We start from the raw sequence: 15,059 nt of genomic DNA on the forward strand, positions 1-15,059 counted from the left end.
AGAACGGCTCTTTTGCCTCCGTCGTCCCTGAGAAGCTTCGCTTCTTAAGAACTTAACGCCAGCACCGCGGCGCCCGAACCACACGACTTCGCCGTACGCATCCGGCGCGTACGTCTATCGCGCCTTCAGCGTCCATCGCATCTCACCGCGCGTTCGTGACGATGGCCAACGCCCCTCAATCGGGTGAGACGGGCGGAGTTATGGGGCTGATTTGCGTGAGAACGAAAGCGGAATATTTTTCAATCCCGGGCTTGACACAATTTCTGAAAATCAGAAGTGATTTGCCCGTCGAGCCATTTGGTCGCACGCGGCTGCCTCCACATCGTCATTGCGAGCGAAGCGAAGCAATCCATAGCGCGGCGTGCAGAGACGTGGATTGCTTCGTCGCTTCGCTCCTCGCAATGACGAAGCAGAACTACCAAGCATCGATGCACGGCCGCTTCTTTGTCGTGCGCACTTCCGGCTTCGGCACCGAGCGCAGGCCCGCCATGATCCACTGCCGCGTGTCGGCGGGATCGATCACTTCGTCGATCTCCAGCACCGAGGCGATCGAGACCGCCTTGCCGTTGGCGTAGAGCTCGTCGACCTTGGCCTGGTAGTATTCCTCGCGCTCGACGGGGTCTTCGATCGCCTCCATCTCCTTGCGGAAGCCAAGCCGGACATAGCCTTCCAGCCCCATGCCGCCGAACTCGCCGGTCGGCCAGGCCACCGTGAAGAAGGAAGCATGGAAGCCGCCGCCGATCATGGATTGCGCCCCCAAGCCGTAGCCCTTGCGCAGGACGATGCCGAACAGCGGCACGGTGAGGCTGGCGCCGGTCACGAACATGCGCGCGACGTGGCGCACGATCGCGGTCTTTTCGGCTTCGGGACCGACCATGAAGCCCGGCGTATCGCACAGCGACAGGATCGGAATGTCGAAGGCATCGCAGAGCTGCATGAAGCGTGCGGCCTTGTCGCCGGCCGGCGCATCGATCGCGCCGCCGAGATGTTTTGGATTGTTGGCGATCAGGCCGAACGGTTTTCCCTCGATGCGGATGAAAGCGGTGATCATGCCGACGCCAAAGTCGCGGCGGATTTCCAGCACCGAGCCTTCATCCGCGAGAAGATCGATGACGGTCCTGATATCGTATACCCGCAGGCGGTTTTCCGGGATCGCCCGCCGCAACAGGCGCTGGTCCGGCGCCTTCCAGTCGGCTTGCGCGCCTTGAAAGTACGACAGATATTTTTGCGCGGCGGCCGTCGCTTCCGCCTCGTCCTCCACCAGAATGTCGATGACGCCGTTCGGCGACTGGAACGACACCGGCCCCACTTCGGCCGGATGATAGACGCCGAGGCCGCCGCCTTCGATCATCGCGGGGCCGCCCATGCCGATCGACGCGTTCATCGTCGCGATGATGACGTCGCAACAGCCGAGCATCGCGGCGTTGCCGGCAAAGCAATAGCCGGAGACGATGCCGATCACCGGCACGAGGCCGGAGAGTTTTGCGAATTGCACGAAGGACGGCCCGTCGAGGCCGGTCATGCCGAGCCGGTCGGTATCGCCGGGCCGGCCGCCGCCGCCCTCGGCATAAAACACCAGCGGCATCCGCCACTGCTCGGCAAGGCCGAGCATACGGTCGATCTTCTTGTGGTTCATGTGGCCCTGGGTGCCGGCCAGCACGGTATAGTCGTAGGCGATCACCATGCAGCGGGCAGCGTCCGCACCGAATTTTTCTGCGTTCACGGTGGCGACGCCGGAGATCAGGCCGTCGGCCGGCGTGTTGCGGATGAGGTCATCGACCGTGCGCCGCCGACGCTGGGCAGCGATGGCGAGCGAGCCGTATTCGACGAAGGATCCTTCATCGACGAGCTGGGCGATGTTCTCGCGCGCGGTGCGCTGGTTGGTCTTGCGGCGGCGCTCGACCGACGCCGGGCGGTTTTCATCCAGCGTGATGGCATGACGTTCGATCAGCTCGGCCAGATCGGGGCGGATGTGATCGAGATCGACGTCCTCCTCCTCGGTCACATCATGGGCGTCGATTTCGGCCGGCTCCAGATAGAGGATCGCCTCGTCCTGCATCAGCGTGGCGCCAGCTTCCGTCGCAACCTTCGTCACCCTGCCGCCATGCGGCGCGGTCACCAGATGCTCCATCTTCATGGATTCCAACACGGCGATCTGCTGACCGGGGCGGACGAGGTCCCCTTCCCTGACATCCACCGCCACGATCGTGCCCTGCAGCGGCGCGGGAACGGGCTCTGAGCCTGCCGGCCCCGGTCCGCCAGCCGCGGCTTCCGTCATGGGTGCGCCGTCATCGGCTGCGGCGCCGGATTCAATCAGCGCCGTCTCGGCGGTCGCCTTGGCTTCGCCGACGAGATCAGCGACATGGGCCTCGATGAAGCCGGTGCTGACGCGGTTCTCGACGAAATCCGGATGCGCCAAAATCGCCGCCAGGAAGGGGATGTTGGTGGCGACGCCGCCGATGCGGAACTCGCGCAGCGTGCGCGAAGCCTTGTGCACGACGTCGGTCCAGTTACCGCCCGGCGAATGCACGATGACCTTGGCAAGCAGCGAGTCGAAGGCGGTGCTGGTGCGGTAGCCGGAATAGCCAAACGTATCGACGCGAACGCCGGGGCCGGACGGCAGGTCGAACAGCGCCAGCGTCCCGCCGGTGGGCTTTGTCCCGCCGGTCTCGTCCATCACTTCCATGTTGACGCGGAGCTGCATCGCAAAGCCGCGCGGCCTTGGGATATAGGCCTGCGCCAGACCGAGCGAACCCAGCGTGGCGCCGGCCGCGACCGCGAGCTGCGACTGCACGAGATCGAGGCCGAGCACCTCCTCGGTGACGGTATGCTCGACCTGCAGCCGCGGATTGGCCTCGATGAAGGCAAACGCCTGGTCGCTGGTTTTGGCGTCGTTATCGACGAGGAATTCGAAGGTGCCGAGGTTGTCGTAGTTGGCGGCGGCGGCGAGTTCCTTGGCGGCATCAATGATGCGCCCGCGCAAGGCGTCGTTGAGCGACGGGCTCGGCGCGACCTCGATGAGTTTCTGGTTGCGGCGCTGGATGGTGCATTCGCGCTCCCAGAGATGGCTGATGGCACCGTAGTGGTCGCAGATGATCTGCACCTCGATGTGGCGGGCGTTGCGGATCAGGCGCTCGACATAGACGCCCTCGCTGCCGAAGGCCGCCATCGCCTCGGACTGGCAGCGCGCATAGGCCTCCTCCAGCTTGCCCGCGTCGTCGACGATGCGCATGCCGCGGCCGCCGCCGCCGGCGATCGCCTTGATCATGATGGCGCCGCCGGGCCCTAAAGATTCCAGGAAGGCCCTTGCCTCTTCCAGGCTGGTCGGCCCGCTGGTGCCCTCGATGATGGGCACGCCGCATTGTTTGGCCAGCGCCTTCGCCTGCGCCTTGTCACCAAACAGGTCGAGCGCCTCCGGCGACGGCCCGACAAAGACGATGCTTTCCTCAATGCAGCGCCGGGCGAGCGTGGCGTTCTCGCTGAGGAAGCCATAGCCCGGATGCACCGCCTCGCAGCCGGTTGCCTTGGCGGCCGATATCACGGCCTCGATATCGAGATAGGCCCGCGCGCCGCGCCCGGGGATTTCGCAGGCCGCGTCGGCGGCGCGGACATGCAGCGATTGCGCATCGTCGGCGGAATGGATCGCGACGGTAGCAAGGCCGGCGTCGCCCGCCGCGCGGGCGATGCGGATGGCGATCTCGCCACGGTTGGCGATCAGCAGCTTGTGGAAGGACATCGACGTTTCCGTTCAGGCACCGGAGCGAAATGAACGGGTAACCGGCTCACCTCGTCCCGCGTGCTTCCCCATACACCAACGGCAGCACGATACGGCCGCGGTTCAATTTCTTGTTGCTGAACATGAAACCTTTGCCGGGATTCTGTGCAAGTGGAATTTCGTTCCACATCACGGAATTCACACAGCAGGATGAGGTGCTTAGCGCGTTACCGGCAGTCGAGCTGGGCTTCGAACCAGTTCTGCAGCGACGCCGACAGCGGCGGCCAGGTGCGCTGGAAGGGCGTGAGCTGCCTTGCGTTGGCCCGGTAAATTCCGCGCAGCTCGTGCTCGATCGCGGGAAGATCGACGCCGGTGCAGCGGCCCTCGCTGACGATCTTCCGGCCACCCACAACCACATCGCGCAGGAGAGAGGCGTTGCCGCGCGCGAACAGGAGATCGATCGGGTCGACCGGCATGATCTGGTCGCGGTCGAGCCGATCCAGATCGATGGTGACGAAATCGGCCGGCGCGCCCGGCGTCAATTCGCCGGTTCCGGGCGCGCCCGTCGCCTTGCGGCCATTGGCGATGGCGAGGCCGAGGAATTGGGCAGTGGTCCAGGTCCGCTGGAAGCCTAGGCCGCCGTGCATCATCTGCACCAGCCGCATCTCGCGCAGCACGTCGTCGTCCTCGTCGAGCGCCAGCCCGTCGACGCCGACCGCGATGGCGCAACCGCATCTGTGCGCGGCGGCGATCGGCGCGAGGCCCGAGCGCAAATGAAGATTGGAGGAGAAATTGGTGACGATGCGCGCGCCGGAGGCTGCGATCATCTCGATCTCGTCGGGGCGGGCATGGATGCAATGAGCCAGCGTCAGCCGGTCCGACAGGAAGCCGATGTCGCGGAGATAACGGACGATACCGTGAGGAAAATGCCGGTCCGCCCAAGCGCGCTGATAGATGGTCTCCAACAGATGCATATGGATACGGCGTCCGGTCTGCGCGGAGTTCTCCGCCACCGCCTCCAGCAGCGGTTTTGAGCACCACTGCACGCCGGCCGGGCCGAGCTGCACATCCACCTTCGGCCCTGCGATATCAGCGGCAATCGCATCCGTCAGCTCTATATAGGCTTTCGGCGACATCGGCGCGCGGACGAACATCTGCTCGATCGTGCTGCGATCGTCTTTGGAAAGGTTGGAGAGAACCGGTTCTTCATCGCCATACACGACCGGATTCTGATCGCGCACCGCAAGCGCGAAGGCGATGCGGATGCCAACGTCGGACGCTGCGCGCGCAATCGCGCCGGCCTCTTCCACCAGCGGCATGGTGCCGCTCGGGCGGGTGTAATGGATCATCATCGCCGCGCAGCCGGCGCGTGCCGAACGTGCCAGCGCGGAAGCCGCGGTCAGATAGGGATCGACCGGCGCGCCAAGCGCGGAGCGCAGGATCCAGCTTTCCAGGGGCATGCCGAGCGCGCCGAACGAGGACGCGGTCGGCCGCGCATGGTCGTGGGCATTGACGAAGGCGGGAAGAATAAGGGAGCGCGGGCTTGTGGCGGGAGGCGCTCCGGCGGAGATAGAGGTGATGGTTCCGCCATCGTACCGCAGCACGACGTTTTCCAGCAGGCCACGGTCAGGACCGGAGAACAGGCTGTGTGCGATGACTTCGGTAATCATAAGAGCGCGCCCTCTCCAATTCGTCATTCCGGGGCGATGCAAAGCATCGAACCCGGAATCTCGAGATTCCGGGTCTGGTGCTGCGCACCATCCCGGAATGACGGTGCTCGCTCACATCCCTCAGTTCGCCGTATACACCAGCTCCCGCTCCGCGCGCGGCGGCAAAAATTCGCGCGAGAAGATTTCCGCGGGCGTCGGCGTGCGAGCGAGCTGATAACCCTCGACGATGATGCCGATGGCGCGGGCCATGCGGTCATCCTTGACGTCGCCGACGCCGATCTCCTTCATCTCGGGTGAGACGATCAGCTTGTCGAAGGAATATTGCAGGCGGCGCTTTTCGACTTCGACATTGATCAGATTGTCGTAATTGACAGCGGCTTTCATCCCGGCGTTCTGATCCTTGGCGATCGCGATCATGCCCTTGTTGACGGCGCGGACGAGGCCGGCGACGGCCTTCGGATTGGACGCCAGGAGCTTGCGCGACACCATCACGCCGTTGGAATAGAGGTCGAGGCCATAATCGCCGAACTGGAACCATTTGTAGTCCTTGTCGGGATCCTGGCGGTTCAGCACGAGGTTGAAGTAGCTCGTGATGTTGAACACCAGCGCGGCGTCGATATCGCCCTTGATCAGCATCGGCTCCTGCAGGTTCGGCGCCATGTTGGAGATCTTGATCTTCTCGCCTTCGAGCTTGTTCTTCTGCGCAAACACCGGCAGCAGCCGCGTGGTCGGCGTGCCCTGCGCGCCGCCGAGCGTATGGCCCTCGAAATCCTTGATGGTGTTGATGCCGCTGGTCTTCTTGGTGACGATCGCAAACGGCGGCTGGTTCCAGATCATATAGACCATGACCGGGGCATCCTGCGGCTTGGTCGAGGCGTTCTGGATGATGGCGTTGACGTCCCCGAAGCCGGCGTCATAGGCACCCGACATGATGCGCGTCACCGTGGCGCCGGAGCCCTCGCCCTGGTCGATCACGACATTGAGGCCCTCCGCTTTGAAGAAGCCGTGGTCCTTGGCGTAGAAGAACGCGGCGTCGGAGCCTTGCGTCTTCCAGCCGAGGGTGAACTTGATCGTCGTTTCCTGGGCGTTGGCGGTGCCGGCGAACAAGGCAACTCCCAACAGCGCGGCGCTTACTCTGGCTAACATCATGGTCTCCTGGATCAAGGGTTGGATGGCGTCGGCGAAAATTTTCTTCATGTCGCGATCACGTCGTTCTTGCGGGTGGCCCAGCCGGTGACGCGTCCCTCGATCGCCGAGAAGATCACGTAGAGCGCGACGCCGAGGCCGGCGAGCACGAACAGGCCGGCGAACACCAGCGGCACGTTGAAGTTGGAGGACGCGGTCATCATGACGTTGCCGATGCCGCGGTTCGAGGCGACGGTTTCCGACAGCACCGCGCCGACAAAGGCGTAAGAGATCGCGACCTTCAATGACGCAAAGAAGAACGGCATGGTCCGAGGCAGCCCGACATTCCAGAGGATGTCGAGCTTGCTGGCGCCGAGCGCCTTCAGCACGTCTTCGAGTTCGGGCTCGGTGGTGGCGAGGCCCGTCGCGATGTTGACCACGATCGGGAAGAAGCAGATCGAGAGCGCGGTCAGCACCGCCGGCACCGAGCCGGAGCCGAACCACAAGACGAAGATCGGCACCACGGCGACCTTTGGAATCGAGGAGAAGCCGACCAGCAGCGGATAGGCGGTATCGTAAGCCGTCTTCGAAACGCCGATGACCGCGCCGAGGACTACGCCGAGGCCGACGCCGAGCACGAAGCCGATCATCGTCGTGGCCAGCGTCTGCAGGATGTGCGGCCAGAGAATCGGGAATTTCTCAAATAGCGTGACGAACACCTGCGACGGGCGCGGCAACACCAGATCGGACATCCCGGTCATCAGGCAGAACAATTCCCAGGCGACGAAGAACAGCACGATCAGTGCCGCCGACCAGGCCTTCTGGCGATAATCGAGATCGGGCATCTCAAACCGCTCCCTGTGTTGCCGAAGCTTCTCTTGACGCCGTCCGGGCATCCTCGATGAACGCGCGCAGCTTCTGGTTAAGCGCCACAAAGTCCGGCTCGAACGTCATCGCGACCGTGCGCGGCCGGGCAAAGGTGACGTGGCTGTCATCAAGGATCCGGCCGGGCCGCGCGCTCATCACGCAGATGCGGCTGCCAAGAAACGCCGCCTCGCGAAGATCGTGCGTCACCAGCAGCACGGTCGGCTTGTGGGCGATCCAGAGGTCTTGGAGGATCGACCACAGTTCTTCCCGCGTGAACTGATCGAGCGCGCCGAAGGGCTCGTCGAGCAGCAGCATGCGCGGCTCATGGATCAGCGCGCGGCACAGATTGGCGCGCTGAAGCATGCCGCCGGAGAGTTGCCAGGGGTAGCGGCTGCCAAAACCCTTGAGGCCGACCTGCTCCAGAAGCGCGTTGGCCTTGTCGCGAAATTCCGTCTTGCGCAGCTTGCGGAATTGCGAACGAAACGGTTCGACGATCTTGAGCGGCAGCATGATGTTCCGCTCGATCGTCATCCAGGGCAGCATGGTCGGATTCTGGAACGCCATGCCGACGCGGAGCGCCCGCGCCGCCACTTCCCGGCCGCCGACGATGACCACGCCGGTGGATGGCTGCACCAGCCCGCTCACCAGCCGCAGGATGGTGGACTTGCCGCAGCCGGACGGCCCGACGAGAGCGACGAACTCGCCATCGGCGATCCGCAGCGTCGTGGTGGAAAGGGCCGGCACTGCGCGGTCGCCACGGCCGAAGGTGACCGAGGCCTCTGACAGTTCGATGGCGATGGGTGCGGCGGAAGCCGGAACCGGCGAGCCAGAGAATTCGGAATGTGGTTGCATGCGCATCATGGCTCGAAGTGCATGCAAGCCGGATGCCAGCGAAACTTGCCTTGGAAATCAATGGTATCGCAGATGATCGCCGAAGCGGACGGATTCCTTTTGTGCAATCCGGTCCTCAAACTGCATGCAATTGAGGCGCTCAATCGGTGCGCAATTGTGATAAGAGAGCGCCATTCGAGGCCCAGTTTTAAGGATTCGCCGATGGCGCCCCGCGCCGCCAGCAAAACCGCTGAACCGTCCGACAAGGTCGGCGTGATCTGCCGCGCGCTTCGCCGCGCCATCATCGAGCAGGCGCTGGAGCCCGGCGCGAAATTACCGGAGGATTCGCTCGGCGAAAGGTTCGGCGTCAGCCGCACCATCGCCCGCCATGCGCTGGGCCAACTGGCCGCCGAGGGGCTCGTCGAGCTTCGCCGCAACCGGATTGCCGTCGTGGCGACGCCAAGCTGGCAGGAAGCGCGCGACGCCTTCGATATCCGGATCGAACTCGAACGGCTGGTGGTGCGGCAACTCGCCGGCAAGCTGACCAAGAGCCAGGTCGCGGAACTCAACGCCCATGTCGACGCCGAGGACCGCGCCCGTGACGGTACGGACGCGGTGTCGATCAGGCTGGCGACGGAATTCCACATCCTGCTCGCCCACATGACGAACAGCCCGATCCTGGTGCGCTACGTCAGCGAGGTCGCTTATCGCTGCTGCCTGACGCTGTCGCTGTACAGCCGCCCGCATTCGTCGGAATGCGCGATCAACGAGCATCGCGCGATTATCGCAGCACTGGTCAAGGGCGACGACGCCAAGGTGATGAGCCTGATGCACAGCCACCTGGATTCGGTCGCCAACCGCGCGCTGGTGGCTCCTGCCCCGCAGCGCGGCCGGGATCTGCTGGATATTCTGGCGCCGTATGCGGACGAGGCGGATAGTGCCCGCGTGGTGAAACTGCCGAAGGTGGTCAGGGCGAGATAATCGGTCTTCGTCATGGCTGGGCTTGTCCCGGCCATCCACGTCTTGCTTTCGGTCGTGCTGCCAAGACGTGGATGGCCGGGACAAGCCCGGGCATGACGAATGTTACTAGTTCACGCCTCAATCCCCATCTGCACCAGAATCCGCTCGGCGCTGTCGTTCCAGACGTCCATCTTCACGATCTGGCCGCTCCTGACCACGAAGCGGTCGACGTAGCGGTTGCCTTCGAAAGGCGTGCCGTCGAGCCACTCGCCGTAGAGCGAGCCGACGCTGTAGACGATGGTCTCGTCCGCACCCGGACAAACGTCGAAGCGCTCCATCTTCTTCTTGACCCAGCGATAGCGCCGCGCGTTGAAGCCGGTCGGCCCGCGCGGATGATCGAACTCGCGCCCGCCAGTGAAGGTGATGATCGTGCCGGGCTTCATGTAGGCCGACGCAGCCTCGGGATCCGGAATCATCGACGCCGTGAGATAGGCCTCGACCACTTCGGTGTCGGACATCCCCTTGGATTCGGCTTTCGCAACGGACATGGCGGTTTCTCCTGATGGACATACTACAATCGGACCGCCAAACTGCATGCACATATTTTGAACAATTTAGCCTCGAAACTGCACACAATCTGGAGCTGCTCCGCGCGCGGGCTTCCGCTAGGCTCGGGGCCTGCTCCAGCCTGCTCGGACCCATGAACGCGAAAACGGCCTTCGACCTCATCTTCCGCAACGCCAGAACCCGGACCGCAGCCAACCCGGTCGATATCGGCGTCACCGGCGGGCGCATTGCAGCGATCGAACCGCGGCTTGCCTGTGAGGCGGCCGAGATCGATGTCGGCGGCAGGCTCGCCCTGCCCGGCTTCGTCGACACCCACATCCACCTCGACAAGGCCTGCCTGCTCGGCCGCTGCGGCCACGACCACGGCAGCGTCGCTGAGGCCATCGCCGCGGTCGCGGCCATGAAGCGCGATTTCACGGTGGAAGACATCTATGCGCGCGGCGCGCGGGTGATCGAGCGCGCCATCGTGCATGGCACGACGCGCATGCGCACCCATGTCGAAATCGATCCGCGCATCGGCCTGCGCGGCTTCGAGGCGGTCAAGGCGCTGAAGCGCGCCTATACCTGGGCGCTCGATCTCTCGCTCTGCGTGTTTCCGCAGGAGGGCCTGACCAACGATCCCGGTGCTGAAGAACTGCTGATTGCGGCCTTGCGTGACGGCGGCGACGCGATCGGCGGCTGTCCCTATATGGACACCGACCCGAACGCACATCTCGAAAAGATTTTCGGCCTGGCGCAGGAGTTCGATGTCGATATCGACCTGCACCTCGACTTCGATCTCGATCCGTCCTGGTGGCATCTCGAGGAGGTCTGCCGCCAGACCGAACGGCGCAACTACCAGGGCCGCGTCGCGATCGGTCATGCCACCAAATTGTCGGCGCTGCCGCCGGATCGGCTGAAGGCGGCCGCAGCGCGGCTGGCTGGATCGGGCGTCGCCGTCACCGTGCTGCCCGCGACCGATCTCTATCTGATGGGCCGCGACGCCACGCACAATGCGCCGCGCGGGCTGACGGTGGCGCACAAGCTCGTCGAAAGCGGCGTCTTGTGTTCGGTCGCGACCAACAATGTGCTCAATCCCTTCACCCCGTTCGGCGACGCCTCGCTGCTGCGGATGGCGAATTTCTACGCCAATGTCGCGCATGCCGGCGTCGGCGAATTCGACGCCTGCCTCGACCTCGTCACCGAGCTGCCGGCGCGGCTGATGAACCTGCGGGATTACGGCATCGCGCCGGGCAACCCGGCCGATCTGATCATCCTCGACACCGACAGCGGCGCAAATGCGATTGCGGAACTGCCCGACATGCTGATGGGATTCAAGAACGGCCGGCAGGTGTTCGAGCGGCGGAAGCCGACGCTGTTTCGACCGCAAGCATAGCCGCTCCGCAACCTCGTCATGGCCGTGTCACCCGGCCATGATGACGGAGCCGAGCGATGCTTCGAGGCGCCGGGCGAACCATGCAGGCCGTGCTCTGCCTTATGCGTTGCCCTGCAATTGACGGCCCTACCAATCATTGTTGTTATCGGCCAACCACAACAACAAGCCACGGGGCAGGAAATCATGAAAAAGGCCGCTCAAATAAGAAGCGTCGAAACGCTCGCCTGCGACGCCGGCTGGCGCAACTACCACTTCGTCAAGATCATGACCGAGGACGGCATCGTCGGCTGGAGCGAATATGACGAGGGTTTTGGCGCGCCGGGCGTGACGGCTGCGATCGAGCGGCTCGGCGCGCGTGTGGTCGGCAAGAACGCCTTCCAGCATGAGCGGATTTATGCGGAACTGTTTGCGGCGACACGACCGGCCGCGGGCGGCGTGGTGGCGCTGGCGCTCGGCGCCATCGAGAACGCGCTGCTCGACGTCAAGGCGAAGGCGCTGGGCGTGCCCTGCCACGAGCTGCTCGGAGGCAAGATCCGCGACCGCATCCGGGTCTACTGGTCGCACTGCGCGACCTGGCGCATCAACCATCCCGACTGGTTCAAGCCGGCGATTACCGATCTCGATGGCGTGAAAGGAATCGGCCGCGAGGTGCGCGAAAAGGGCTTTACGGCGATGAAGACCAACATCTTCGTCTACACCGACGGCAAGCCGCAGGGCTGGCGGCCGGGCTTCGGCTCGCCGTTCGAGCCGGAGATCAATGTCGATCGCAAGGTGCTGCGAAACCTCTGCATGCATCTGGAAGCGATCCGCGATGGCGCCGGCCCCGATGTCGACCTGCTGCTCGACCTCAACTTCAACGCCAAGACGGAAGGCTACCTGAAGATCCTGCGGGCCATCAAGGACATGGACATGTTCTGGGTGGAGATCGACACTTTCAATCCGCAGGCGCTGGGATATATCCGCCGCCAGAGCCCGCACCCGGTCTCATCCTGCGAGACGCTGTTGGGCCTGCGCGATTTCCTGCCCTACTTCAGCGAACAGGCGATGGATGTCGCCATCATCGACACGCCCTGGAACGGGGTATGGCAATCGATGAAGATCGCCGCCGCCGCCGAGCACTTCGAGGTCAACGTCGCCCCGCATAATTTCTACGGCCACCTCTGCACCATGCAGAACGCACACTTCTCCGCCGCCGTGCCGAATTTGCGCATCATGGAAACCGATATCGATCGGCTGGCGTGGGACCATGAACTGTTCACGCACGTGCCGGAGATCGTCGACGGCCATCTCATCATGCCGGACCGCCCGGGCTGGGGCACCGAACCCAATGAGGAAGGCCTGCGCGCCCATCCGCCGAAGAGCCAGGGCGGGCTGCTGAATTACGGGCAGAAGAAGTAGGCGCCGGTACCGCGTAGGATGGGTGGAGCGCAGCGATACCCATCGACCATAGTGCAAGACGCTGATGGGTATCGCTTCGCTCCACCCATCCTACAGTCGCTCAGTTATCATTCGGCGCGCTCGCGAACGCGCTCTCGATCACGTCGCCGATCGGCTGCCAGGTGTTGCCGTCGAACTGCACCAGCCGCATCTGCTTGATCGGGTGGAAGTCGGCCGGACCGGTGTTGATCGCAATTCCCGGAAGCACGACCGGACTCTGGTAATTCCTCAGCGACGCCGCCTGCCGCATGATGTTCTCGCGCGACAGGTCGTCGCCGCACTGGGTCAACACCTGGACCAGGGTTTGGGCCGCCGCGTAGCCGAAGATGGCGTAGCTATCCTCCTTGTCGCCGTCGGGATAATATTTGTCCATGAACGCGAGCCACCCTTTGATGGCGGGATCTTCCTTCCAGGCGGTGTCGCTGGCATCCTTCAGAAACGAGGTGGAGATTACGCCGACGGCGTTCTGAAGCCCCGCCGGTCGCAGCGCGTTGGCGATCGAAGCTGCCGCATTGACCAGCAGCAGGACGGGATGCCAATCCAGCTCGGCCGCTCTGCGGATGGCACGCGCCGAGATCGGCGGCGCGCAATTGAGCACAAGCACGTCGGCCCCGGAGTTCTTGAGGATGTCAACCTGGGTATCGATTGACATGTCCGCATCAATGGCGATGTCGGCCACGATCATGTTGGCGGTGAGGCCGAGCCCCTCCTGCAATCCCCGGAACAGATCGCGGCCGAACTGATCGTTCTGCCACAGCACGGCGATCTTCCTGCTTGGATAGGCGGCCTGGATGTAATTGGCATAAATCCGCCCCTCGGCACGAAATGTCGGCTGCCAGCCCATCGTCCATGGAAACCGCTTCGGGTGCGCCCACTCTTCGTCACCGGAAGCGACAAAGAGCTGAGGGATGCTCCGCTCGTTGAGATAGGTTCGCGTCGCCAGATTGCTCGGCGTGCCGAACGATCCGAACATCAGGTGCACGCGCTCCTGCTCGACCAGTTCACTGGTGTGCTCGACCGCCGTTCTCGGATTTGAGCTGTCATCGCGGGAGATGAACCTGATCTTGCGCCCATTGATACCGCCGCGCTCATTGATCATGTCGAAATAGGCGGCCTCCGCCCTGCCGATCGAAGCGAACGCGGCCAGCGGCCCGGTATAGGGCATGATGTTGCCGATGCGGATTTCGGTGTCGGTAACGCCAGCGCCGTGGACCGGCTGCGTGGCCGCTGAAGCCCATACCAGTGCGGCGGCGAGAAACGATACAATACGTCTGGCTTTTGTTGTTGTTTGCATCGACATGGCCTCGAACGCCAAGCTCGCGGGGAGCTTGTGACGCCAACCCAGCGGAAGTGATGATAGCGCGCAAGATCCGGTTGTTGAACTCAAATGTTGTGGCAGGCCGGTAGCCGGTAGGATGGGAAGGCCGGAATGGTCCGCAGCAGCGTCGACAGCATGTGGCCGCAGGCCAGCGCCAACAGCGCAAAAATCAGCGCGCGGATGTTGGTATCCGCGTCATCGGCCTTGCCGCCCATAAGCCGTCTCGCCCCAAAATTGTCTTGGGGCGCGAGGTATCACCAACAGGGTGGGAACGCGAATCCGGCGGGGCTGCCCGATCAGCTCTTGTGGAACACCAGTGTCCGCAGTTCGATGCTCTCGCGGGGGGCCGCGTCGGCGGGCGTGGTCGGATCGGTGAAGGCGGTATGCGGCCCGAACCGCGTGCGGCCGTCGGTTGCGGAATCGTAGCACTTCAGCAGCAACGCCTCGTCGGTCCTCATTTCCGGGATGTAGTACCAGCGGTGGTTCGGGTTGTATTTCACGGAATAGGTTTCGCCGCTGCGGTTCGGATAGATCAGGTCGGAGGCTATGAGATCGCCCGCCTCGACCGTCTGGCCGTCGCACATCGCAAGCGGCGTATCGCGCAAGGGACCGCGGATCGGCCGCCAGACATTGATGACCTGCACGCGCCCCTTCAGGAGTTCGTCGGCCTCGTCGGGAAGGTGCTCGCGAACGCGGTTGGCACCCGAGATGTCGGTCTGGTCGACATGGACCCGCGTGGCCGGCTGCCGCGGTCCGGCGCCCCTGATATCGGCGGCGCCATCGACGCGCTTGCGCACGGTGTGGTCGAAGATGAAGACGCGGTCGGCCTTCAGCGTCGCCTTCAGAAAAGCTTCCACGGCAGGGTAGTAGACGCCTTTCACTTCCTTGTCGTCGTAGAAATCCTTGACGATGGTGGGATGGCGGACCAGCGCAAAGCCTTCACGGTCCAAGGAGAGGTTGCCGGCGATCAGGCGCGCATCGAAGATCGGGACGTTGTGCGGTTCAGGCAGCGCGGTGGATTTGGGTTCGCCGGGCGGCGGATCGAAGGCGTAGGTACGGGGCTTTCCCGGGGTCGGCGCGAGATAGTTCAGCTCGGCGGTGACGAAGGGAAGCGATTCGAGTTTTGCTTGCTGCAGGCCCATGGTGCTGGACTCCATTGTTTGTTCTGTTTCATCTTGGTTCGCCCGCCGAGCC

General features: G+C 63.8%; 12 protein-coding genes. 3 read left to right on the top strand and 9 right to left on the bottom strand.

Features of this window, described 5'->3' with window-relative positions; translation table 11 throughout:
- Positions 1–415: 415 nt before the first annotated feature.
- The 5 genes from C7G61_RS13435 to C7G61_RS13455 all read right to left on the bottom strand — a co-directional run bounded on the left by C7G61_RS13435 (position 416) and on the right by C7G61_RS13455 (position 8,235).
- A complete protein-coding gene (locus C7G61_RS13435; protein ID WP_108514668.1) occupies positions 416–3,736 on the bottom strand; it encodes a carboxyl transferase domain-containing protein in 3,321 nt (1,106 codons plus the stop codon).
- A 206-nt stretch (positions 3,737–3,942) separates the two neighbouring features.
- Positions 3,943–5,385 (bottom strand): amidohydrolase family protein, encoded by a 1,443-nt coding sequence (locus tag C7G61_RS13440; protein WP_108514670.1) that lies wholly within the window; start codon positions 5,383–5,385, stop codon positions 3,943–3,945.
- Positions 5,386–5,505: 120 nt separating this feature from the next.
- A complete protein-coding gene (locus tag C7G61_RS13445) occupies positions 5,506–6,531 on the bottom strand; it encodes an ABC transporter substrate-binding protein (protein WP_108515049.1) in 1,026 nt (341 codons plus the stop codon).
- Between the two features lie 47 nt (positions 6,532–6,578).
- Positions 6,579–7,355: an ABC transporter permease gene (locus C7G61_RS13450; protein WP_108514672.1), complete on the bottom strand. Its 777-nt coding sequence runs from the start codon at positions 7,353–7,355 to the stop codon at positions 6,579–6,581.
- Between the two features lies 1 nt (position 7,356).
- Positions 7,357–8,235 (bottom strand): ABC transporter ATP-binding protein, encoded by an 879-nt coding sequence (locus C7G61_RS13455; RefSeq protein ID WP_108515051.1) that lies wholly within the window; start codon positions 8,233–8,235, stop codon positions 7,357–7,359.
- Between the two features lie 195 nt (positions 8,236–8,430).
- Between C7G61_RS13455 and C7G61_RS13460 the strand changes: the two genes are divergently transcribed.
- Positions 8,431–9,189, top strand: coding sequence for a GntR family transcriptional regulator (locus C7G61_RS13460; protein ID WP_108515053.1), 759 nt, complete (start codon positions 8,431–8,433; stop codon positions 9,187–9,189).
- Positions 9,190–9,299: 110 nt separating this feature from the next.
- On the opposite strand, the gene C7G61_RS13465 is transcribed toward C7G61_RS13460, so the two are convergent.
- The gene (locus C7G61_RS13465) at positions 9,300–9,716 is read right to left on the bottom strand and encodes a nuclear transport factor 2-like protein (RefSeq protein WP_108514674.1); all 417 of its coding nucleotides are present in this window, start codon (positions 9,714–9,716) and stop codon (positions 9,300–9,302) included.
- A gap of 152 nt (positions 9,717–9,868) precedes the next feature.
- Between C7G61_RS13465 and C7G61_RS13470 the strand changes: the two genes are divergently transcribed.
- Complete coding sequence (locus C7G61_RS13470) at positions 9,869–11,110, top strand: amidohydrolase family protein (RefSeq protein ID WP_108514676.1); 1,242 nt, start codon at positions 9,869–9,871, stop codon at positions 11,108–11,110.
- 183 nt (positions 11,111–11,293) lie between these two features.
- Positions 11,294–12,508 carry a mandelate racemase/muconate lactonizing enzyme family protein gene (locus tag C7G61_RS13475; protein WP_108514678.1) on the top strand — a complete coding sequence of 405 codons (1,215 nt, stop codon included), beginning with the start codon at positions 11,294–11,296 and terminating at the stop codon, positions 12,506–12,508.
- Positions 12,509–12,608: 100 nt separating this feature from the next.
- On the opposite strand, the gene C7G61_RS13480 is transcribed toward C7G61_RS13475, so the two are convergent.
- The 3 genes from C7G61_RS13480 to C7G61_RS13485 form a co-directional block, all read right to left on the bottom strand.
- Complete coding sequence (locus C7G61_RS13480) at positions 12,609–13,841, bottom strand: ABC transporter substrate-binding protein (RefSeq protein ID WP_190241794.1); 1,233 nt, start codon at positions 13,839–13,841, stop codon at positions 12,609–12,611.
- Between the two features lie 89 nt (positions 13,842–13,930).
- Entirely contained in the window at positions 13,931–14,080 is a 150-nt protein-coding gene (locus tag C7G61_RS44585) for a hypothetical protein (RefSeq protein WP_190241817.1), read from the bottom strand.
- Positions 14,081–14,161: 81 nt separating this feature from the next.
- Positions 14,162–15,007 (bottom strand): CmcJ/NvfI family oxidoreductase, encoded by an 846-nt coding sequence (locus C7G61_RS13485; RefSeq protein WP_108514682.1) that lies wholly within the window; start codon positions 15,005–15,007, stop codon positions 14,162–14,164.
- Positions 15,008–15,059 lie beyond the last annotated feature (52 nt).

Origin of the sequence: Bradyrhizobium algeriense, from assembly GCF_003062295.1 — a bacterium.
GTDB lineage: Bacteria > Pseudomonadota > Alphaproteobacteria > Rhizobiales > Xanthobacteraceae > Bradyrhizobium > Bradyrhizobium algeriense.